This window comes from Streptomyces sp. NPDC056480 (assembly GCF_042795405.1).
GTDB lineage: Bacteria > Actinomycetota > Actinomycetes > Streptomycetales > Streptomycetaceae > Streptomyces.
This window is the reverse complement of record NZ_JBHTSA010000127.1, coordinates 1-22,600: the sequence shown is the minus strand read 5'-3', so window position 1 is coordinate 22,600 and position 22,600 is coordinate 1. Positions and strand designations below refer to the sequence as shown.

The 22,600-nt window shown below is 66.0% G+C and carries 14 protein-coding genes and 3 pseudogenes; 8 read left to right on the top strand and 9 right to left on the bottom strand.

Annotated features, from left to right (window positions below):
- Window positions 1-294: 294 nt before the first annotated feature.
- The 3 genes from ACFQ79_RS34365 to ACFQ79_RS34355 form a co-directional block, all read right to left on the bottom strand.
- Window positions 295-1,185, bottom strand: coding sequence for a UbiA family prenyltransferase (locus tag ACFQ79_RS34365; RefSeq protein ID WP_383590715.1), 891 nt, complete (start codon window positions 1,183-1,185; stop codon window positions 295-297).
- Window positions 1,186-1,425: 240 nt separating this feature from the next.
- Window positions 1,426-2,475 carry a polyprenyl synthetase family protein gene (locus ACFQ79_RS34360; RefSeq protein WP_383590720.1) on the bottom strand — a complete coding sequence of 350 codons (1,050 nt, stop codon included), beginning with the start codon at window positions 2,473-2,475 and terminating at the stop codon, window positions 1,426-1,428.
- 59 nt (window positions 2,476-2,534) lie between these two features.
- Entirely contained in the window at window positions 2,535-4,154 is a 1,620-nt protein-coding gene (locus ACFQ79_RS34355; protein ID WP_383590713.1) for a hypothetical protein, read from the bottom strand.
- A gap of 672 nt (window positions 4,155-4,826) precedes the next feature.
- Here ACFQ79_RS34355 and ACFQ79_RS34350 point away from each other — a divergent pair.
- Genes ACFQ79_RS34350 through ACFQ79_RS34335 form a run of 4 tightly spaced genes read left to right on the top strand, consistent with a single transcriptional unit; the run spans window position 4,827 to window position 7,239 of the window.
- On the top strand, window positions 4,827-6,002 hold the full coding sequence (locus ACFQ79_RS34350) for an NlpC/P60 family protein (RefSeq protein WP_383590711.1): 1,176 nt from the start codon (window positions 4,827-4,829) through the stop codon (window positions 6,000-6,002).
- Between the two features lie 33 nt (window positions 6,003-6,035).
- On the top strand, window positions 6,036-6,347 hold the full coding sequence (locus ACFQ79_RS34345) for a transposase (protein ID WP_383590709.1): 312 nt from the start codon (window positions 6,036-6,038) through the stop codon (window positions 6,345-6,347).
- On the top strand, window positions 6,323-6,919 hold the full coding sequence (locus tag ACFQ79_RS34340; RefSeq protein ID WP_383590707.1) for an IS3 family transposase: 597 nt from the start codon (window positions 6,323-6,325) through the stop codon (window positions 6,917-6,919). The genes ACFQ79_RS34345 and ACFQ79_RS34340 overlap by 25 nt, the downstream gene beginning before the upstream one ends.
- A complete protein-coding gene (locus tag ACFQ79_RS34335) occupies window positions 6,880-7,239 on the top strand; it encodes a transposase (protein WP_383590705.1) in 360 nt (119 codons plus the stop codon). Before ACFQ79_RS34340 ends, ACFQ79_RS34335 begins: the two co-directional genes overlap by 40 nt.
- A gap of 98 nt (window positions 7,240-7,337) precedes the next feature.
- Here ACFQ79_RS34335 and ACFQ79_RS34330 read toward each other — a convergent pair.
- Window positions 7,338-7,442, bottom strand: a pseudogene (locus ACFQ79_RS34330) (IS5/IS1182 family transposase); the annotation flags it as partial.
- Window positions 7,443-8,008: 566 nt separating this feature from the next.
- On the opposite strand from ACFQ79_RS34330, the gene ACFQ79_RS34325 reads away from it, so the two are divergent.
- A complete protein-coding gene (locus tag ACFQ79_RS34325; RefSeq protein WP_383590704.1) occupies window positions 8,009-8,278 on the top strand; it encodes a transposase family protein in 270 nt (89 codons plus the stop codon).
- 278 nt (window positions 8,279-8,556) lie between these two features.
- On the opposite strand, the pseudogene ACFQ79_RS34320 reads toward ACFQ79_RS34325, so the two are convergent.
- Window positions 8,557-9,282 (bottom strand): annotated as a pseudogene (locus ACFQ79_RS34320) (transposase family protein).
- Window positions 9,283-11,364: 2,082 nt separating this feature from the next.
- Here ACFQ79_RS34320 and ACFQ79_RS34315 point away from each other — a divergent pair.
- Window positions 11,365-12,306: a transglycosylase family protein gene (locus tag ACFQ79_RS34315; protein ID WP_383590702.1), complete on the top strand. Its 942-nt coding sequence runs from the start codon at window positions 11,365-11,367 to the stop codon at window positions 12,304-12,306.
- 88 nt (window positions 12,307-12,394) lie between these two features.
- On the opposite strand, the gene ACFQ79_RS34310 is transcribed toward ACFQ79_RS34315, so the two are convergent.
- The 4 genes from ACFQ79_RS34310 to ACFQ79_RS34295 form a co-directional block, all read right to left on the bottom strand.
- Window positions 12,395-12,847 (bottom strand): transposase, encoded by a 453-nt coding sequence (locus ACFQ79_RS34310; RefSeq protein WP_383590700.1) that lies wholly within the window; start codon window positions 12,845-12,847, stop codon window positions 12,395-12,397.
- The gene (locus ACFQ79_RS34305) at window positions 12,844-13,383 is read right to left on the bottom strand and encodes a winged helix-turn-helix domain-containing protein (protein ID WP_383590698.1); all 540 of its coding nucleotides are present in this window, start codon (window positions 13,381-13,383) and stop codon (window positions 12,844-12,846) included. Before ACFQ79_RS34305 ends, ACFQ79_RS34310 begins: the two co-directional genes overlap by 4 nt.
- A gap of 702 nt (window positions 13,384-14,085) precedes the next feature.
- Window positions 14,086-14,823 carry a VOC family protein gene (locus ACFQ79_RS34300; protein ID WP_383590718.1) on the bottom strand — a complete coding sequence of 246 codons (738 nt, stop codon included), beginning with the start codon at window positions 14,821-14,823 and terminating at the stop codon, window positions 14,086-14,088.
- Window positions 14,824-16,233: 1,410 nt separating this feature from the next.
- Window positions 16,234-16,452: a hypothetical protein gene (locus ACFQ79_RS34295; RefSeq protein WP_383590716.1), complete on the bottom strand. Its 219-nt coding sequence runs from the start codon at window positions 16,450-16,452 to the stop codon at window positions 16,234-16,236.
- A 2,983-nt stretch (window positions 16,453-19,435) separates the two neighbouring features.
- On the opposite strand from ACFQ79_RS34295, the gene ACFQ79_RS34290 reads away from it, so the two are divergent.
- Window positions 19,436-20,383: a zinc metalloprotease gene (locus ACFQ79_RS34290; protein WP_383590696.1), complete on the top strand. Its 948-nt coding sequence runs from the start codon at window positions 19,436-19,438 to the stop codon at window positions 20,381-20,383.
- Between the two features lie 1,972 nt (window positions 20,384-22,355).
- Window positions 22,356-22,600: pseudogene (locus tag ACFQ79_RS34285) on the top strand (ABC transporter substrate-binding protein); the annotation flags it as partial.

Here is a 22,600-nt window from a genome sequence, read left to right as displayed (position 1 = left end):
TTTTCATCCAGCATAGCTGCAGGATGAAAACGGCTCACTGAGAGTCGGCTACGAGTCTCGTCCGGGATGCGCATACCACAGCAACGAGCTTCCGAGCGGGAAGCAACACCTTGATTCCCTGCAAGCCCCTAGCAGATCAGCCAGCCTCAGGCCCAGCAGCCCGCGGCCCCAGGATCAGGGCCAGTTCGTCCCCCAGCAGCCTTTCGTGATACTGGGCAAGCAGGGGGAAGCAGCCCGGCGCCGCTTGACTGACATGCATCTCCGGGTCTCATTGCTGCGCACAGAATAATCGAATCAGAGAGCGATTCTAGCGAGAAGCGTGGTGGCCATCACGAGAAGAAGTTTGAAGCGTATCGCCATGAAAGAAAGCAGCCTGGCATTTGCGTACTCTGAATCTCGAATGAGAAGGATGTATTTCACGTGAAACGGGAGCAGAGCAATCCAGAAAATTGCCACGCTGGGAAGAATGTGTGTGTGAATGCCCGCAACCCAGATCACCCAGAAGAGGGCGAGCAGGAGCACGGGGAGGACGGCAGCAGCTCTTTTCGGCCCCATCACGATTGTGAGGGTGAGTCGACCTGCTTCCTTGTCGCCGTCATGGTCCATGAGATTAGATATCACTATCTGGGCTGCATACGGGAGGCCCATCATGGCGGCCGCAGTTGCGGCCGCAGGCTGCACCGACCCTGTCAGGAGCCAGATTGGCAGGCAGATGGAAGCTGGTATCCCAAGTATCAGTACGACTTCCCCGAGCCCTCGGTAGCTCAGTTTCAAGCCTGCCGAGTACTGTGCGGAATAGAGCATGAGAGCGATCATCAGCAGGGCGGAGAGAGCTGGTGTTCGCGTCTGGGCAGAGACGAGAACCAGAAGCAGGAATCCCAGCAATACGGCACATGCCGCCGCGCGTCGGACATCGGACTGTTTGAGCTCTCCGGTCAGCAGCGGCTTGTTGATGTTGCGTTTAGCCGTGAGTGTATCGAGCCGATCGACCCCGTCGATGTACCCGTTCAGGTCGTCCAGGGATATAGACACTGCTGAACAGCAGAATATAAACAGGAGGAACCCTGCATTGATCAGCCAGTAGCGCGCCTCTTGGATATGGGCGGCCGTGAGGCCAAAAGAAATCAGAGGATACAGGGACAGCTCGGGGACGTTGATCTTGAGGAGCCTTGCATATGCTCCCATTGCTCTTCTTCGTGAACTCACAGAGAGGTCTCCCTTTTCAGCTGCGGCTGCTCCAGCCTGTCACGTTCGCAGTAGGGTCCCGGCCTGATCCGTCGCAGCACCGTGGCGACGCGGTGTTGAACTTACTTACACTGACCTCGGCGTGGCCCGGCTTCACGATGCCCCGAGTGTGCGCGAAGCGGTGCCTGCGGTACACAATGATGCTCCAGAATTCCCCGGCACCTTCTTCTCTTCGGTGGACTATCTGACTCTTGTCATCAAGGTCTCGCTGAAATCAGTTAGCTTCTTTCGCGTGCGCTGTGGTATCGGAACGTCGTCGAGCGCATTGAGGGCAGCCTCGTGGTGCCAGCGGACTTGCCGCTCAGTCCAGTTCCTACCTCCTGCCTTCTCGATAAGCAGTGCGCGCAGCGCGAGCAGTGAGTCGGACTCAGCACCTCGGTCTGCCGGGTTGGACAGCTGATCCGCCAGTTGCCGTGAGGCGTCTCCGCCTTCGGCGAGAGCGGCTAAGACCGGGAGCGTCTTCTTCCGGCGCCGCAAGTCGCTCCAGGCAGTCTTGCCTGTTGCGTCCGCCGGTCCCCAGATACCCAGCAGGTCGTCGACGGCCTGGAAGGCCATGCCAAGGTGATGGCCGTAGCGTTCGAGCGCCTCCACCATCGTGTCTTCGGCGCCGGACAGTACGGCGCCGATACACGCCGACAGTCCGAGCAGGGAGGCAGTCTTCTCCGCCTCCATCTGCAGGCACTCCGAGATGTCGACGTGGTCACGTTGTTCGAAAGCCAGGTCGCGCGCCTGCCCGTCGACCATCTGGCAGTTCGTGTCCGTGAGGCGTTTGACAGCCTGGGCTGCTACCGAAGGGGCCCCCTGCTCCCACAGCACTTGCGGGGCGAGGGCGAGCAGAGCATCCCCGGTCAAGATGGCCCAGGTCCCGCCGAAGACGGTCCATGCGGCGGGCCGGTGGCGTCGTTCCGTGTCACCGTCCATGAAGTCGTCATGGAGAAGCGAGAAGTTGTGGACCAGTTCCACTGCGATGCCGCCCGGGATGGCGACGGTCGGCGCGGCTCCCGCCGCTTCTGCTGACAGCACCGCCAGCGCCGCGCGCGCGGTTTTTCCTCCGTATACGCCGCCCGGCCGGCCGTACTGGTCAGTCCAGCCGAAGTGGTATGCGGCGATGCGGTCCATAGGGGCGGCAAGCCTGGCCACTGCGGCCTGCAGCGGCGGCACGCACAGAGTCCTTCCTTGCTCGAGCCATGACGTGGCTGCAGCAAGGTGGGAAGGTTGTGCCTGGTCCATCGTGATGCCCCCTTTCTCTCCGTTGCCGGGCTCCTCTGTCCTGTCGTTGCGGTTCTTCGTCATTCTCTGGGCCGGATACCTGTGGCTGATAGCCACGCACGTGCGCTCACCCGTTGCGCACCGGCGATGAGAGGGGATCGGTACAGGGTTTTTCCCATCCACAGCGGCGGGTCGCTTTCTTCCGATGCACCCTCCAGGAATCTACCGGCGGCCACTAAAGCCATATCGGGAATATCACATAGTCCGCTGATTCTGGCCATACATAAAGCGCGGAGTGCATATCCGGACTCTTCCACGGTCGATACACCGATGCCGAACCCGCCATCATCATGGTGCAGAGAAAGAACATACTTTATGCACGTAATCATCAGCTCCTTGAGGTGCTTTCCGCGCATCCCTGGAATGGGATTCGACATGGATGCCAGAATTATGAAAAGCTCGATCGCGTGCGCTGTCGAATAAATGTCGGACAGGTGCCACTTGTCTTCGACGAATCCATCTTCTTCGATGGCCTGCACAACCGGAGAGAGAGAATTTGCCAGCATCCTTGCCCGCTCTGCTGTGTAATGCTGCAAGGGAGCCAGCGCGATAGCCATGGCCGCATGAATGTTGGCGCTCGGGGACGTTCTCCGTTCGTTCTCATAGCAAACGAACACGCCGTCGACATGGAACCGGTCCAGGAAATCAAGGCTGACGCTATAGCCGAGGCTTAGGAGCGTGGCAGCCTTCATAGCGGCGGTATCCACATCTGGCAGAGCGAAGCGCGAACTGACAGCCAGCCCCTGGGGCGGGACACCGCCGGCATCAATGCCGGGTACCAGGCAGCGCTCCCTGAGGGGAGACTGAGCAAGGGCAAGCAGGACCCACCAGCGCTCGAATTCCTCGGATGGGAAGAACGGCGGAACCTCGCCGCGGTCGTTCATCGCCCCTGCCAGGTATCGCAGGGCGCCGAGGGCGGGCTGCGAACCAGCGGGCACGTTGCGCAAGAGCGCAGCAGTGCTCGACGGGTAGCTGCCCATCGATCCGTCCTCGCCCTGGAAGCGGGCAACGGCATGCCAGTCGACATCCGTGCTGCCCAGAGCGTCCAGGCTGCTGTGAATCGTGCCGGGAGCTCCCAGAAGCAACGGAATTTTTCCCTCGATCGCGCTTCGGCAGCGAGCGGCTATCCCGGCAAGCTGGTCCTGCCCGAGGATCGGGCGCCCCCGTGTAGCCAGCCGGACCAGGAGTTCGGCCGTCAGGGCATCGTAGGCAATCGGCTTCTTGTTCTCCCTGGAATCCAGGGAAGGGACAGCGAACTGCACGAGAAATTGCCGCGCCCGCTGGAACACCGCATCCGGAAGCATGCCGTGAACGTCCGCTGCGTCGAGCGCTGCAAGGGTGGTGATCACCCGGTCCGGAAGGAACGGAACGCGGGGATCACTTCCCCACCATCCCTCAGGGGATTGCTTCGCTATAACATCGGACAGCGCACTTCGTATAGATGATTCGCTCCACTCCCCAAAGCCTCGCGTACTGTGCAGGCAGGCGATCACCGCGAGCGTTTCATAGAGCGATGGGGCGAGCGCGCCCGAAAAGTGTTCAGCGGTAGTAGCATCGATAAGTCTGTCCGCATCACGTTCCAGGGCAGACGGGCTCTCAGCGCAATGAGACTGGATGGCACCCAGGTTCTCTTCAGACAATGCAGAGCCTTTCGATAGTCGTTCCGCCCATGAATGTGCGCCTGGCTCTTCGAGGGTCCGCAGGGAAGCCCACCGCGCGCCTGAGTACCGACTACTCGAGGAGGCCGCGGCGCGGAAGTCGTAATCCGGCGCTGGTGGAAGTTCCGGGTGCCGAGAATGTTGCGGAGACCGCGTGCCGCAACGCCCTGGCGGAGCAGGCCATGGCCGGTGGACTTGCGGACTCCGCCGCAGAGTTGGATGCGGCGCAGGCCGAGCTGCTGCTGTGGGGGATGCAGAAGGGCTTGCTGACGCGGACGCGGGCGCGCCAGATCGCGGGTGAGGTGCATGAGGAGTCCCGCTCTGCGGCCGGGGTTTCGGTGGTGGCGTGGCGCAAGCGGCGCAGCCGAAGCGTTGCGCTGCTGCGGTTGGTAGCGGAGCAGTGGGTGCAGGCGTGGCGGGGCGTTCGCGCGCAGGTGGCTGGAGGTGACGACCGAGCGGGGGCCTTCGTACCAGGCGATGCTGGTCCCCCGCAGACGTCACCCCCGGCACAGACACCACCCCGGCCGCGCGGCCGACTCCGCCACGGCCCGCACCCCGCCCCGCCCGCAAGATGCCCCCTGTAAGGCCGACGCCGCGCCGCCCGGGCCGGCCATGAGCGCGTCAACGAAGACGGCCCTGACCGTCGGTACGGTCGTGCTCGCCCCGCTGGCGTTCACCGTCGGACTCCTCATCCTGTTCATCGCCGCCGTAGCCAGCGGGGCAACCGGCCACGAGAAGGAGAGCAAAAGCTCTGCCCAAGGGCCGACAGGCGCGACGCCGTCCAGCGTCCCCGGGATCGGCCCGGTCGTCCTCAGCGCCTACGTCAAGGCCGCGCACACCATCACCACGCTCCGACCGAAGTGCGCGGGGATGCGCTGGTCCGTCATCGCGGGCATCGGCAAGGTCGAGTCCGGCCACGCCGCCGGACGCCAAGTCGCGGCGAATGGCGACGTGACGCCCAGAATCTTCGGCGTGCGGCTCAACGGGTCGGGGGCCGGCGGCAACACCAGCGTCCACAGCGACACCGACGGCGGCATCCTGGACGGCGACCCGCTGTACGACCGGGCGGTCGGACCGATGCAATTCATCCCCTCCACCTGGCAGGGCCCCTCCGGACAGGACGGCAACGACGACACAGTCAAAGACCCCCACAACTCTTTCGACGCCGCCCAGGCCACCGCCGTCTACCTCTGCGGTACAGGAAGCAGCGACCTCACCGACGAGGCTCAGTTACGCAGAGCGGTGCTCCGCTACAACCAGTCCGGGGCCTATGCGGACGAGGTCAGTGCGCACGTGCGCACCTACGACCAGCTCACGACTTCCGGCTCCGGCACAGCCGGCACATCACCGGGAGGGAGAACCTTCCACGACGGGCTCGCCAACTGGCCTGCTTCAGTCAAGAACCCCCGCTCGACAGCTGCAGCAATCGACTGGGCGCGCCAGGAGGCCGCTGGCGGGGGCCGGAACTGGTACCGGGCCTGCCTCGCGTTCGTCGCCCGCACCTACGGCTGGTCCTACTCCGGCGTCCAGTACGCCGTCGACCACTACCAGCAGACGCCGGCCACCATGCGCCACGACCGCAACCGCACTCCCCCACCCGGAGCACTGATGTACTGGGACACCGGACAGCGAGCCGGTCACGTCGCGCTCTACCTCGGAGACGGAAAGATCGCCTCCAACGACATCCGCCGCCGCGGTTACATCGACGTCGCCAACGCCACCGACATCGAAACCACCTGGGGCGCCACGTACCTCGGCTGGGCACCCCAGCACTTCCCTAAGAACTGCTATAGGAATGACTTCAGGCGCCGCCTGAGGGTCCCATCGTAGCGTGGAGGCCGTGACTGCAGGGGAAGTTGGGTCATGGCAGCACCGAAGCGTCGGAAGTACGATCCTGAGTTTCGTGAGGGTGCGGTACGGATCGTGATGGAGACGGGGAAGCCGATCGCGCAGGTCGCCAGGGATCTGGGTGTCAGTGAGGGGACCTTGGGGACGTGGATGTCCAGAGCGAGGAAGTCGTCCGATCCGGTTGCCCGCTCGGGCTCGCTGAGCGAGCCCGAGCGGGAGGAACTGCGGCGTCTGCGCAGGCAGGACGCGGAGAAGTCCATGCGGATCAAGGAGCTTGAGATGGAGCGTGATGTCTTCAAGCGATGCACGGCCCTCTGGGTGAAGTGACCGCGGCCGCGCCGGCCGAGGTGGCGGCGTTCATCGGTAGCCAGAGGGTCGAGTACGGCATCCCGCACCGCGTGTCCTGTGCGGTGCTGGGGGTTTCCGAGTCGTGGTTCTACAAGTGGCGTGATCGTGGGCCCACCCCGCGTCAGCTGCGAAGACAGGAACTGGCCGTCGAGATCAGGAAGATCTTCGCCGAGTCCGGCGGTACCTACGGGTCACCGAAGATCTTCATCCTGCTGGTGCGGCAAGGGTGGCGGGTATCGGTGAACACGGTCGCGAAGCTGATGGCCGAACTCGGCCTGGCCGCACGGGTGGTGAGGCAGCGTCGGGGCCTGACCAGGCCAGGTAAGTGTCCGGCGGCTCCCGATCACGTGAAGCGGGACTTCACCGTGGAGGAACCTGATCTCGTCTGGGCAGGCGACATGACCGAGATCGTCACCGGCGAGGGCAAGGTCTACCTGGCGACGGTCATCGACCTGTTCTCGCGGCGCCTGCTTGGCTATGCGATGGGCGCCCATGGGGTGGCCGCGAAAACATGGCCGCGGCCACCCGCGGTGGCGACGTGCGCGGCGTGATCTTCCACAGCGACAGGGGCTCGGAATATGGGTCGCGGAAGTTCGGCCGCACCTGCCGCAAGCTGGGCGTTTTCCAGTCTATGGGCAGGGTCGGATCTTGCTTCGACAATGCCGTGAGCGAGGCGTTCAACAGCGTGCTGAAGGTCGAGTACATCCACCGGCACACTTTCGCGACGCGGGCCCAGGCGCGGATCCGGATCGCTACCTGGATCACGGACTTCTACAACGCCCGTCGGCTACACAGCGTGTGCGGGTTCAAAAGCCCGATCGACTACGAACGGGAACACCGAGCCGGCCTCACCGTGGGGCTGGCCGCATAGAACAGGTCTCCACACTCCGAGGGGATAGACAGCCGGGCTGTGCTCATGCCGTCCGTTCAAGCAGTTCAAGTCCCGTCACGAACGCCTGCAGAATGAGGTCAGAGTCGTCGCAAGCAGATGCTGCTGCAGGCGAGCCGGGACTGCGGAGGGATGCCGGCCCGCATCTCGTAGCGGGTCCGGAGCCGTTTGAACTGGCGGAGGTACATGTTCTTCGCCCGCAGCCTGCGCAGTTCCTCGCGCTCGTCCGTGCTGGCATCTGCGGCCTGGCCTACGTCGATCTCTGACTGCATCACCCAGCTCCGAACGGACTCCCCGGAGACACCGAGCAAATCGGCGACCTGGACATGCAGTGAGCGCTCCGAGGGTTGGATCTTGATCATGGTGAAGACTTCCGGTGCGGTGGAGGTGTCTAGGCCCACACGGCACACGGAGGTCTTCGTGTCCCACCGTAGTGCCCGTCTGACCGTTCACGGCAGACGGATCCTGGGCGAACGTGTCCTGTCCTGTCCGGCCGTCCGGTCGCACATGTCGCTGCAGAGAATCACCTGGGCCGTCGGTGAGGTGCGGCCCCGGCTTGCCGAGCGAGAGTGCGCCGACAGTCCCGACGTGCGGCTGCGGACCCTGGCCGAGGTCGTCGAGCACCTCAGTGCCAGCGGGAAGACCGGCATCATCGACGGCACTGAGATCCGGGTCCGGCGGCTCGTCGCAGGAAGCAAGGACCGGGACAAGTACGTCTCCGGCAAGAACAAGCAGAACGCCCGTCAAGTCCATGGTGGTCATGGACGGCGAGGGACGCGTGCCGTGGTGCAGCCCGACCACACCCGGAAGCTGCGCGGACATCGTCCACGCCCGCCAGATAGGACTGACCAAGCTGCTGGCCGACGGGCCCGCGGCCGAGGTCCTTGCCGATGCCGGCTACCAGGGCCTCAGCGCCCAGACCGGCGGACATATGGTTACACCGCCGCACCGCAAGTTCAAGAAGAACGCCCCAGACTGGTGCGAGAAGCTATACGAGCGGCAGCGCAAGGCGCACTCCTGACGCCGCATCCGGGTCGAGCACAGCATCGCCCACCTCAAGAACTGGCGCCCCTGTTCCCGCCACCTCGGCCGCCGCGAGTACATGGGCAACTCCGTTCAGACTGTCGCCAGCCTGTTCTCCCATCAGCAGACCGCAGACCTGATCCCCGCGCAGAAGAGGTGGACACCGAGCCCCGCCGTCGTCCTCGACGTCTCACCGCCTGCCGTGCACGAGATCGTAAGGCGTGGTACAGAAGGCCGCGTCGGGGCAGGTCGGAGCCAGGATCGTGGCGTGTCTGGTCATGCGGGCGGGGCGAGGTTGCGCATGTGGGCGACTGGCTGGACCACGTGGTGGAGGCTGTTGGCGCACTGTCGGCAGTCGCGGAGGATCTTGTAGTGCTTCATGCGGGCGAAGGTGTGCTCGGCACGGGCTCTGACTTTGCAGTGTTCTGCGTTGTCTTGCATTGACATCGGCCGGCACGGTCACGCCCTCGCATCGGCGGTGTTGCCGGGCACTGGACTGGCCACCGCAATCACGAGTCTGACGCCGGTATCGATGATGACCTGCACATTCGCCGAGAACCGGCAGTCACGTGAGGATGTGCCGGTCTTCCGCCCACGGACCGGGACGAGGACGCCGTCCACGATCCACAGCCGTTCCATCGAGCCGGCCGGGCGGGGGGCCGACTCGATAGCCAGAAGCGGCCGCAGCCGCTGGATGACCCGGCACACCGTCGCGGGTGAGACATCGAACAGCGGCGCAAGCTGCCTCATCGTAAGGTTCGTGCGGTAGTAGGCGGCCACCAGCAGCACCCGGTCCGCCAGAGGCAGATACCACGGCCGGCCACGAGCAGGGCTGTCCCCGCCCCGATCCCGGACCACCTTCAGCAGCCGCTCGAACTGCCGGATACGCAGACCCGTGAACGTCTCCACCCAGAGCGGCTCATCCTTCAGCACCCCACCTACGCCGGGGAAATGCGCGCACCGCAGCCTGGTGCAACCCGATCTAGAGCGTCCCTGGCTCATCACGCGTCCACCCATCCCTGCCGAGAGAGGCGCTCAGAGCCCGGTCTTCGTTTTGATGTCTACCGAGCATGCAGAGCACACCGGGATCTCTGACTGTGCAGCATGGGAGGGGGTGATGAGAGTGAGGGACACTGCTGCGCTAGCAATGAGCACTCCAGCTGCACGCCTCAGGGCGCTGGACTTGAGGCTGTCACGTGGCACGGCAGGAGCCATGACAGAAAGCTGGAGGGCATTTTCACTCATGCCTCGAAAGTAGCGCTGGCGATTGACGGCCAACTGAGTACTCGATACTGGGAATCTCGGCGCCACCAGATCTGGACGACCCTGAGCATTGACCCGATTGTGGGCACCCTGTTACTGAAGTCCGATTTAGTTGGATTTGCCAACAATCGAGATGTGGCGGGCGCCAGCCATTTCCGCGCCGGTGTTCCTCAAGAGGGCATTCAAAGTTCACATGCTTGCGACTGAGACGCCTGCTCGATGCACCGGCTGGAGGGCAGTTCTGCATGGTCACACGCCGCACGGCTGCCCGCCGCGCCGGCCCCAGCCATCGCCGAGGCGACAAGAGCCGAGCCGGCCGTGCAGAAGGCCACCCGCCTTGTCAGCGCAGCGGGGGCCCGGGAGCGAGAATGCCTTCGACGGGGCGACGGACGGCGCCCTCGAAATGCGCAGGCCCCCTCAGGGGGCGCACGCCCATGTGCTCCCCGCGGGAAATGCCGTCGCAGGCCTGCACGGCTGGACGCGCGGCAGCTTCCAGTACCGGGACATTTTGAGGGTGGACGGCGGGCCGGCGGAGTCCCGGACCGCGACCGGCTGGGCGCCCGCCTGTACGTGGAGGGCGCCGCACGTACAGCCCAGGTGCGGTTCGGGGCGGAGGGCGTTTTCCGGCCCGGAGCGGGTGCCGGTGTTCGCGGGCGGATACCAGCGCTCCCGCTGGAAATGACCGCACTGAAGAGGTGACTCGTGGCAAAGCAGCGCTGATACTGCAAGGAGTCGTTCGCACCTGGGAAGCGGCCCGCATCCCGGACGGCGGGGACCATGGCAGGCGCGCCCTCGTACATGGGAGCGCGCGGGCCCGCGCACCCCCAACCGCCCAATGTGTGACCCGCGCCTGCCGCGTATCTGAGGCAACCGCGTGGACTTCCGGGCTGCACCAGGCGATGCGATGTACACCCTCATTCCCCCATTCGCATGACGCGGCATCCCATTCCACACAAGATCATAAATCCGGCTAAATGGTTTGCCGCCATCAAAGCATTGGTTACTCAGTCGCCCGGTCGGCACTGCCGCCTACGATTTCTGCTTACCGGAGGAGGAACGACGCCAGGAGCAGTCAGCCAGACGTCTCAGCCCCGGTCCGATACTCCAAGGAGGACTGGTCTGACAATGCTTACGCAAATTCACGGCAGTGCCCCTGGCTCTCCCTCTCTGTTCTGCGGGTGCCGCGACGACCGCTAACTCGGCCCGAGACAACAGCGTTTGCGGAATCTGAGACGTGCGTCTCCTTAACGGCGGCGAATCCGTATCGGCAAGTTCTCAGGCTACCGGTACACCGGCGTCGGCCAGAGTGCGCGCCCTTCGCTGACTGCGCCATCCGTGCCTGCAACGTCATCAACGAGCACGGCGAACGGACGGGCGCACGCCTGCTTCCCGGACGTGAGAACGCCGGCGGAAGAGCCGGCTCCACCTGCTCCCAGCCAGGCATCGCCTGCCAGCGGCACGGCACACACCAGTTCTACGGGGTGCCGCCCACTCGCCACAACCAGATCCGTCCTCGTTCATCGACTCGAAGAAGCCGGTACAGGGCGGCCGGTCATCACGTCAGGTCGGACACGGCGTCGGTTGCGCGGCGCAAGTACCCGGACGGAAATGATGTCTGACTGCTCATCCGAGCCATAGACAGGATCCGCGTCGGCACGGAGCTGCATTGCCCCGTCGGAGACCTGCGCCACACCACGTACCACCGGGACCGCCCAAGGTCTGCTGCCCCGGCCCTCCCAGCATCCTGCCCGCCCACCTGCACCGGATCGCCGTGTGCCCGGCTCAAGCCATGCACTGGTCACCTCCTGCAAGGAAGTCCCCATGCTCCACATACCTGCATTCCCGGTCGCCCGCCGCATCCTGGCCTCACTCTTCACCGTCGGCACCATCGTCCCGGTCGCCGTCGCCCTCTCCGGGTCCAGGGCCTCCGCAGCAGACCTTCAGACCTGGGACCAGGTCGCCTCCTGCGAAAGCAGCGGCAACTGGTCCATCAGCACTGGCAATGGCTTCTACGGCGGCCTGCAGTTCACCTCCAGTACCTGGGCCGAGTTCGGCGGCCACGTCTACGCGGCAGACGCGCATCTGGCCACCAAGGAGCAGCAGATCGCCATCGCGGAAAAGGTTCTGGCCGTCCAAGGCCCCGGTGCCTGGCCCGTCTGCTCGGTCGAGGCAGGCCTCACCGCCGGGGCCGGGCAGCCCGTCACACAGCAAACGCCCGAGACCGCCGGGATCCGCAACCACGTCCGGACAGCCTTAGCGTGGCCCGCCGACCAGCCCTCCCGGCCCGAACCGATGACAATCGCCCCGCAGCAGCCGGGCACAGCGCCGGCCGCATCCGACGCCGCCATGCCTGCTTCGGGCAGGGGCTCGGCGCCTGTCGACGCTCCGATCACCACCCCCTACCGCACGCCCGGGTCCTGGGCGGCCGGCTTCCACACCGGCGCGGACTTCGCCGTACACACGGGAACGCCTGTCAAAGCCGTCGCCTCCGGCACCGTCGTCTCTGCCGGCTGGAACGGCGCATACGGCAACTCCGTCGTCATCCACCACGCCGACGGCATGTACTCCCTCTACGCCCATCTGAGCTCCACGGAGGCCGTCCCCGGGCAGAGGACCGCCCCTGGCCAGCAGATCGGGCTCTCAGGCAGCACCGGAAATTCCACCGGGCCCCACCTCCACCTCGAGATCCGCACCGAGAACACCTACAACGCGCACACAGACCCTGTGGCCTATCTCCGCAGCATCGGCGTCACCGTCTACTGACGTTTTCAGGGTGGGTCGGCGGTGTGAGGGTCAGGCTGGTGGCGGTGAGGCAGCCGTCGATGAGGTGGGGCCGGAGTTGGATTCTGCGTCACTCGCGGCGGAGGACGCGGTCGAGGTCGTCGGGGGTGTCGAAGGGCGTGTTGGCCATGGCCCTGCGCACGAGTGACCAGACGGCCTCGACGGGGCTGAGGTCTGGTGCGTATGCCGGGAGGCGGATGGTGGTGAGCCAGTTGTGTTCGGCCTCGTACCGTTTCAGCCCAGCGGCGAGGTGAGTATTGAGATTGTCCCAGATCACCACGGTCGGCACGCCGAGCTGGATGTGCGCTCGCACGAGCAGGTCGCGGTAGTCCTTCCAGGAGAAGCTCTTGCGTGCGCCTTTGAGGAGGAGATGGGTGCGGGGCCGGTGGATGAGACGGCTGTTCTCGCCGGGTTTGTAGCAGCACAGGGCAGCGACTGAGGTCCGGCGGCGGGACCGGCCGCGAACGTGGATGACAGGTGTGTGCCCGCGCCGGCCCCAGGTGCGGGCTCGGGGCGGAGTCATCGAGAAGCCGGCTTCGTCCTCGAAGACGATCCAGGCCCCGGACGCCGCCGCGAGGCTTTTACCCGCGGCCGCACCTCCTTCTTCCACAGTCCCACCGCGTGCTCGTCACGTTCGAGGGCTCTGCGAGCGGGTGCCTGCCAGGACAAGCCGTGCCGTTTCAGCAGCCGCCAGACCGTCGCCACCGACAGACTCACCCGAAGATGCCGCCGGATCAGCATCTGGACCCGGGCCAGGGTCCAGCGTTCGTCCTCGAAGCCGTGCGCCGACGGGCCCTTGCCCAGTTCCTCCTCGAGCACGGCGAACTGGGCGTCGGTGACAGTCGGGGAGTTCGCCGGACCCGCCGAGCGCAGAGCTTCCATGCCGCCCTCGCGCCAGGCACGACGCCAGCGTTCCACCGACCGGACACTCACTCGCAGGACCTTCGCGATCACGACGGTCTTCTCACCCGCGGCGAACCTTTCGCCGGCCTGAAGCCGGATCCCCTCACGAAACGCCCGACGTTCAGCCGTCAGGCCCCCGCCCTCTGGACACCTCACCTCACCGGCATACCGCAGGGATCATGAACCGTCACTACCCGACGACAATCCGAAAACCTCAGTAACCGTCCGGCGCGGACAACAAGTCCGATCCGCCCTCGCCTGCGGAGAAAGAGCTCAGGAACACTCCGCCATCCGGACGTGAGCCCCACCGCAGGCCGCTTGGGGTGGGAAGCCGTCCTCCTCGCCAGCGGTGTGCTCTCGGCACAACAGCAGCAGACGGCGTAGGTACGGGCCCCGCACCCTGCCTGGCAGGGGTGAACGCACTGGGCGCTGGTCCTGTATAGGCGCGCGGTCTGGCCTCGACCTGACTGGCACTCCAGGTCAGGCCGAAGAGGGCAACGGCGGCGTCCTGGTCGTGGCGAGGTTCCGGTCATACTGCCGCGTACGGCGAAAGAGTTCATCAGCAATGGGCTGGTCCACGCGCCTTGAGGAGTTCTCTCCCCGGTTGGCGCGCACCGGCTTCTTTCCTCCACGCCGGACGTGAGCATCCCCGGATCAGTACCCTGCCAGGGAACTGCCGGAACACTGCCGTGAGAAGGTGGTGATTGGTTCGGCCGGACACCGCCTCCAGGTCTGCGCGCCGGATGGTGCCGACGAGGATCAGGACAGGTCCGCCGGAGATCCAGACGCCGTATCGAAGCCGAGGTCGCCGCGGCCGGCCTCGTCTGTGTGCCCTCCTCTTCCGGGGCGATGGAGGCTTCAGGTGAACGTGTCCCGGGGCGCTACGACAGTGAACTGCGCACCGTCGGGGTCGGTGAGGCCGACCGATCGGCTTGTCGGGGACGTACCTACGGGGGCGACGGCTCCGCCTCCCAGCCTGTTCGTGGCCTCGATCGCCTCTTCCAGGTCCGGTACAGGGAAGTGAAGGTGCCAGCGCGGGCGGATCGAGGGGTCCGGAGCCGCGCCGACCACTCCGCCGCTGATACGCGCGACGGTGTCGTGGCCATGGCGCAGGACGACGTGGTCGTGTTCGTAGGATGTCACGCAGCAGCCGGACCCTTCCCCGGCCCAGTCAAGAACCTCCCCGTAGAAAATCGAGGCTTCGAAAGCGTCGCGTGTGTGCAGTTCCAGCCAGGCGGGGGCACTGCCACGCCCCACGGACCAGTCCGGGATCACGGTGCCCTGCCAGAACCCGAAAACTGCTCCGGCGGGGTCGGCAGCCAGCCCGGCCCGGCCGGTGCCGAAGGCAAGGGGGCCTACGGCCATGGTGGCCCCGCGTTCACGGATCCGTGCGGCGGTGACGTCAGCGTCTGCGACAGCGAAGTAAGGCGTCCATTCCACGGGCATGTCCAGGCGCTCGGCTAGTGCGCCGATTCCCGCGACAGGCACGCCCTCGTGGAGAGCGACCGAGAATCCGGCCCCGAGGCTGCTGGCACGGAATTCCCAGCCCAGGACGCCAGCGTAGAAGTGCTGCGCGGCTGCCAGATCCCGGGCCATCAGACTGACCCAGCACGGAGCACCCGCGATCTCATCACTCGACGTCGACACGGCCGTCACCCTCGGATCACTCATACAAACGGGAACCATTCCACCGTAAACCTGGCAAAAGCGCTGAGCTGAAGGACGGCACCGCGCCGGGCGTGACCGCCCGATTCCACCACTCGGGTCTTCACTGAGCTGTGCAGGGTGCGCGGACTCAGCGAGGTACACCCAACAGCAGGAACTGCACTGTGCTTTCCGCCGCCGCGACGCCGGATCCAGACCAGTGCTCACAGTTCTCGCCGTCTTCTCAGCGCCTCGTCAGGAGTCCTCTCGGGTGAGGGACGGCTGTGACGTCTCCCGGAGAAGAGGGGCGGCCACCCCGGCCCCGTGATCAAGGTGATCCCAGGAGACAAGGTCAGTCAGGCGGGTGCCAAGTCCTGGCCACATGGTCGGGATGCGACCGGATTCCCGATGATGGCTATGCTCGGCAGCACAAGCCGGTCCTCACGTCCGCCGCATTCAGCCGTCCGCCGCTATGCCGAGGCGACCCGGCATAGCGGGGCCTGCGGCAAGCTGGCTGGCCGCGTAGCCATGGTGGGTGGGGTCGGGAGACACTCCAGCCTCCTCAGGCAGCCGGTGGTCTGCAAGACCTCCGCAGCGGGTCAGCAGCGGCAGGCGGGGGCCGTCAGTGCCTGTGTATTGTCCGGCGGAGTCTCCATAAGGGATCCTGGCTGGTCCTGACCCGGGCTGGAAGAACGCGCACTGCTGGCTGAGACCCTCCGCTCGTCCTTGCCGCACCGAACGGCTACGGGGAAGAGCCTGACGGACTGAACGCCAGGTGTCCTCTGAGATCTCAGGGGCAGGCAAAGAGGAGGCAGTGGCCGGAGGAACGGGCGACGGCAAAGTGGTGGCTGACCGAGTGATGCCGCGTCCAAGTGCTGAATCGGTCCTGCACTGTATCTGCCGGTTTCCCGGGCGGCTCGGACACGGAATGATCGGGGGCATGGTGGCGCGCCATCTGGCTCACGCTCTTCCGCGGCTACGGTGCTCCACGGACGCACGTCGGCTGCCCTCCTGCCTGGCGGCGCTCACCGGCCCCGACCACGGCACGGATACCCTCCCCTGCCTGGTCCGGCCTGCCAGCCCGCAACGTGGACCGCCCGCGTCTGCGGATGGGCGTGTACCGCACTGTCCTGGCCGAAGGCCAGCACGAGGATCTGACAGCCTCCTCAGCCGCGACCTCCTCCTGGCCCAGTGGCCTGTCCCGCGCACCTTGGTCAGCAGGCACCTGCGGGAGGTCTGGGAAGAGGCCTTCGCTATGACGGAGACCTCCGCCGCGTGAACCTGAGCGGCCTGCACCGCAGGTTCCTCGCGGCTGTGGCTCAACCTGACAATGCCGCAATTCAAGCGTCGCGGACAACAGCATCAGTGCGAAGCCGTGCGCTGGTTTTCAGCGCTGGAACCAGTGGCAAGGCGGTGGGTTTCGTCGTGGAATTCGGAAATCCGGAGCTCTAGCGCTGCTCGGTAGCGCCGGCCGTGATGGGCACAGAAGAGGAGTTCGCGGTTGTGGCTGAAGTGGGCGCGGATGTAGGCCTGGGCTCCGCAGCGGTCGCAGCGGTCTTGAGCGGTCAGAGAGTGACTCATGATGTCTCTCCGTCGAGGAGTGGGAGCTTGCTGGAGCAGAGTGATGAAGGCGTAGCCGGTGTTGTCAGGAAGCCGCTGCACGTGGAGGGTGTCAGCAAGCGTGGCTGCGATATGGAGATCGCGGTCGCTGATACAGGAGCCGGCAGGGCTTGCCCAGCCGGTTTCCGTGCGCTGTCGCACCGCTATGGCAATGGAGGGGGAGGCGTAGGCGAGCTCCAGGAAGAGGGGACCGCTGTGATACCGGGCGGCGCTGGAGAGAAGCTCTGCGATCACCCGCTCTGCTGTGCGGATAACCGACTCGGGGATAGTCCACAGTTCCAGTCGGCGGCGAAGAGTCATCTGGGCAGCCGGAACAGATTCAGCCGCTTCCGGATCTGGGAGATGCCAGACAAGAGCAGGACCGAGAACTCCGCAGATAGGAGGCAGGGGCCAAGCAAGATCTTCCGCACGCCACGACGGGGACATCTCTGCCAACCTCCTCCCGTAGTGAGAATGACGCTCCCTCTCACCAAACGCCCGCCCCGCTCCCAGTACGCGGGTAATAGCTACCTAACTTTGCTGAAAACACCCGTCGACGGGTCATGCGCATACGCATGCAGTAACACCCTGGATTCGAGGGGTGATGGAACTGGGAAGTCGATCACGTCCAGGCTCTGGCCGATGCCGAGGGCGCTGCCCGTCGGCCGTGGATCACAGGTTCGCGGACTGCGCGCCGAGCACCATCACGGGTGCGACAGTCACCCTCGAGCACCCGTCGCGGGAGTCAGTCCTGGCCGTACTGCCCGGCCATGTGCGTCACCCCCACCCGGGCCAGCGCCGGGGGCGGTGATCACGACGAGGCGCTCCCGGACTTCGAGGGCTTCGCCCCCCTCCCGCAAGAGCTCGGGGGAAGGATAGGCGGCCCGGTGGTACTGCTCCCAGAGCACATCTGGGCACCGGGCCTCACCCGCGCACGCCATATCGGCACGGGCTGCCGCCCAGCCTAGCGTGCTGCACGCGCCTGCCGTATAGGCGTTGCATCGTGCGGGCTCCAAGTTGCCCCGGAGCGAAACCTCTTGGGGCACGAGGGGTACGAGCTCGACGCAGTCGGTGTCCGTACCCGTCCCCACTCCTTCTCCCGCGGCATAAGGCGCGGCAGTGCCTGTCCCCACTCAGCCTGTTCGGCGGACGGGGGCGAGCGCTGCGCCAACAGCCGGGCGGATGCCGGGGCCTTCACCGGACTCGGCGTGGTATGCGTGCTGCTGCCATCGGCGCGCCCCGCGGTTCACCGGCCGGAGTGTGGTGACCTCCCGGGCGAGTTCCGTGTGGATTTCGTCGGCGTGGGTGCGGGGCGCAGGGAACAGAACCCGCTCTGGCGCGGAAGCATTGGGATGACGCAACCGACGGCTGGGGCCGGCACCTCGTCGTCTCACGGCTCGGCAGGGCGCCCCTCGCGGCCGGGCTCAGTTCCTGTGGTGGCCTGCGGCGGCTACCAAGGGTCGGGACGGTTCACTTGGCCCGTCAGGGATGTTTCGGGCGGCATGGTGTCCGTGACGTGGGGTCGCGCAGTCCGTGAGGTCACGCCCGCGCGCTCCGTGACGTGCGGGCGCAGATCCGCGCACCGCGTGCACGGCCGTACCCGTTTCGTTCGTGTCGGCCAGGAGCCAGCGCTGCTGTCCAGGATCAGCACGGCGAAGCCGACGCGGATGCCGAGGAGAGTCGCCGTTCCAGCCCCGTGATGTCCCGCCGTTCCAGCATGCGGACCCGGTGCCAGACGTGGCAGCGTGCGCCGCCAGCGATCTTCCGTGGCAGTCCAGGCTCCGCTGGGCAGCATGAGGAGGAACCCGCGATTCTCGTCGATCCGGCCGGAGGACGTGGCGAGGTCGTACCGGGCTTTGCTGAGCCGCGCCACGAATCGCAGGTCCTCGTACTCAGCCCGGCAGAACCCGGCAACCCGGTCTTGTTCGCACCCAAGGACGTGCGGTATCCGAGCCCGGAACCCATCGGATATCGCCTTGAACCCGGCTCACAACAGCGCTCCGGATACCTTGCGGTACCTCTCCCGCCGGCCCCGACTCGTTGCCCGCTACCCTACCGCGCCGTCCGGGGCGGACACCGGCCTCCGTGAGGGCAACGGCAGCGTCAGCCCTGTACTTCTCGCGGGGGGGGGGCAGCGGGTTTGTCCTTTGCCAGGAGCAGTCTCCGTCCTCGATCCGGTTGCCGCAGGCGCAGTCCACTGGGTGCGCGCCCTCAGACGCAGGCACCGCCTGGAAGCCGTCCTCGGTTCCGTCCCGGTCCAGTCGCTCACCAAGCGAGCTGACTGCGTCGTTCGCCGGGTGCGGCAGCGGTGCCCGGACCACTGCGTACGCGTCGAGCAGATCGCCACGGAACGGCGTCCGGCTAGGTGAATGAGCGGAGTTCGATGGCGGGTGCCGAAGCCATGCGGAGATCCTCCAGGCGGCGGTGTGCTCAGTCCAGGTACGCGCAGTGCTGCTGCCAGGCGCCACAGCACGAAGGGCTGCACCCGAACTCCTGCTGAGACGACTCCGGGGCTCAATCTCAGATGGTCAGTGCCGAGCCCGCCCGCCGGCAGGTCGTCCACGCGGCACGCTCTCCGGCAAGGCGGACCGCAACGCGCCGGCCTCAGGCTCGTGTTCGAACCGCACACGCCAACGGCAGGCGGCATGCCGAGCGGGTGCTAGCCCGCGGGCTGACGCGTCCCCGCCAGGCACCCCGACGGCGATTACCAGCCATCGTCCCCTCTGTTCACGGTAGAACATACGAATGTGACGGGCTGCGAGTTCGGACTTTTGAAACCAGACAGGCGACCTGCCTGCCGCGCACGTTTTTCTTCCCGATTCCCCCATTTGCCCGCCACATCAATAGGCCTGATCGATCCTCAACGGTACGTGACATGGCCGCCTAACCTCCGGTAAGTGGCGAGGAAGTACCTCCCCACCACGAGGAGTTACCGGTGCGTGCTTTTACTCGTATATCACCGCTTATGTCACGCCGTGTGCTCGGCACCGCATTGATGGCCGGAACACTGGCCCTGACCCCTTTGTCCGCCCCAACGTCGGCACCTTCCGCAGCCGCCCTGGCCTCATCTGAGAAGTGCGCGGACGGCACTTCCGACTTCTCCAGCGCCCGCCAGGCGAAGGGCCACGCCAGCGGGGCCGAGCCGAACGAGGTCACGGACGCCCAGGCCGAGATCATGGATGCGGACCTGGAGAAGAGAATGTCGGTGGCCCGGGCCGCTGACCGCGGATCCGCCGCTGCGGTCTCTATTCCCGTGTATTTCCACGTCATCCACAACGGATCGGCAGGCAGGCTCAGCGCCACGGCCGTCAGCAACCAGATCGCCGTCCTCAACGCCGCGTTCGCGGGCCAGGGCACTGGCAACGTGGACTCGGGCTTCCGTTTCTCGCTGGTCTCGACCGACTACACGAACAACGCGAACTGGTACAACCTGTCCGACGGGTCCGTCGCCGAGGCCCGGATGAAGAGGACGCTCCGCAAGGGCGGCGCGAACGCGCTCAACATCTACACCGCCAACCTCAGCGGCGGCCTGCTCGGCTGGGCGACCTTCCCTTACTCGTACAACTTCAGGCCGAAGATGGACGGCGTCGTCATCCTGGACACCTCACTGCCGGGCGGCTCCGCGACGAACTACGACGAGGGCGACACCGCCACCCACGAGGTCGGCCACTGGATGGGCCTCTACCACACCTTCCAGGGCGGCTGCAGCGGCCGTGGCGACCGTGTGACCGACACCCCGGCCGAGAAGAGCCCCGCGTTCGAGTGCCCCACCGGCCGTGACACCTGCACCAACAAGTCCGGGGTGGACCCGATCCACAACTTCATGGACTACACCTACGACGCCTGCATGTACCAGTTCACCTCGGGTCAGGCGGCCCGGATGAAGGACTTCTGGACCGCCTACCGCGCCTGACGGACCGACCAGGCACAGCGCCGTGGCTCCCGGGGACTCCCCTCCCCCGGAGCCACGGCCCGTTCCTACGGCCCAACAAGCTCTCCGGGAAGACGCGTCGCCGCACAGAAGAGGATGCAGGCCGTGCAACGCCGCGCAGTTCTGGAGGCCGCCGTCTTCGGAGTGAGCACGGCCGCTGCCGGGCCCTGGGCGCGACCGGCCGCCGCTCTCCGGCGGGAAAGCAGGACCGGCAACTCCGCTGCGAGCGCGCTGATCGACCGCGCTGCAGGATTGCATGTCCAGGATCCCCCCGGCCACCTACACACAAGGCCGAACCGCATCCCGACGTGATCACTGCGCTCCTCCCGCGAGCTGGTCAGCACGAACGTGCCCTCGCCATGGCCGCCGGAGAGACCGCTGCTCTCGCCGGCGGGGCGGGATCTGGGCGAGAACGCGACAGCAGACGCCTGCTGTGACCTCGGAGTGCGGGGCATCGCGCCGGCCACCCACCGCTGCCGCCGCGTGGGTGCGCGGGTGATACACAGAAGCGGCCGCGCAGTCCGGTGACGGCACCAGGGCCTTTCACGCATGGGAACGGGTGAGTGAAGTTCGCCTACGGCTTCGCGGACCACACAGCGACCAGGCTTGGGTCCGCTTCGTGACCCTGCCCTTTCATCGGTATCCCGCGGCGATGGCGGGGGAGGCTGAACTGCGCGCAGGCGGCCACACGGGCCTCAACAGCCCCTCAGTGCAGCGCCCTTCGCCTTCTCCTCGTCGCCGATGGCCGCGCTGCCACGATCTCGGTCGCCATGCGGCTGTTCCACCTTGGACGGTATGCATCGGCCCTGCCCGTGCGATCAGCGCACCTGGCGGCGTCTGGCCGAGGCTTCGCCACATGCTACCGGCATCAGGGCGCGGCAAGAACGAGCAGCGGCACCGGGGGCGGCCTGATCGGAATACTCCGCTGCCTCCTTCGCGGTGCCTGGGCGGCGTCTGGCGGCCTTGTCCAGGGCCTGGAAGAGGTACCAGCCGTAAGCTCCAGGACGCTCAAGGTGTCTCGAACGCCGTAGCACCCTTCTCCCGGGCCCTGTTGGACGTTCCGGCGTGCTGGTCAATGGCGCCTTCCGCCCGGGCACGCACCAGCTGCACCCGTTCTTGCCGTCCGGGAACTGACCTGGAACCGCCAGACGCAGCGACGGTGTCCCGGGTTTCGGGGTTGCACCGGACCGATGGATGGCGTACAGCCCTCGGCTGGTTCGTCCCGCACCAGGGCCTGGTCCGCGAATGCGAAGTCCGCCCCGAACGCAGCCGTTGCCATAATCTGCTGGCCGATGACCGGCAACATTGGCCAGACGCCTCCCCCGAGCCCAATGCAGAACCACTCACTCAAACCGGGCGGGACAGCGCGGACCTGATCCGGACGCGTTCTCAGCTGCGCCAAGCCGGTTTGTATGCGCGGGCCTTTGGCCGGTCGCACGGGGCGGCGGAAGGATTCTCGTCCGTCCGCTCGAGCACTGCTCGGGAGGCGAGGCTGCTGCCGGGGCGGTTTCGCGGATGGGCGCAGCCGACCACACCTGAGTGTAGCCGGCTGCGGAGTCAACTGAAGAGCGAACTCGGGTCAGAAACAAATCGCCGGGTGAGTGACTCACACGAACCCTTTCACAGTCTTATGTGAGTGCGACAGAGCAAGTGCTACTCCATTCCGTGCCGCAGCGTCGGTATGTGGGAGCTGCCGCCCGGCGGCGTGGCGGCGGAACGTCTTCCGGGCAGCCCGGCTTCTGCGGGCCAAGAGCTGCGAAGTGAGTCGAGTAGCAACTACTTACCAGCGTGCCGTGTTGACACGGTTGAATCCCCTGGCATGTGATCACGCCATTTCGGCTCTGCGTTCGGTTGGCGAATGCTCAGTTCCGATTGTGGGCGATGCTGTCTTCGGGGACTCCCGGGGCGGCTGATGGCTGCACAGATTCAGTTGCAGACTTATGAGGAGGAAGCCGTGCGCGGTGCCAAGAGCGCCAAGTGGGTAACGGGCGCGATCATCGTTGCCCTTGCTGCAACCGCCTGTGGCGGGGGTAAGAGCGACAGCGGCGACGCCAAGGGCGCTGTTGACCCGAACGGAGTCTTCTCCGTCGCGCTGGGCGAGCCTGAGAAGCCCCTGCTCACCGGTGACACGATGGAGTCCAACGGCTCCGCCGTGATGGCCGGCCTGTTCTCGACCCTGGTCGACTACAAGGCCGACGG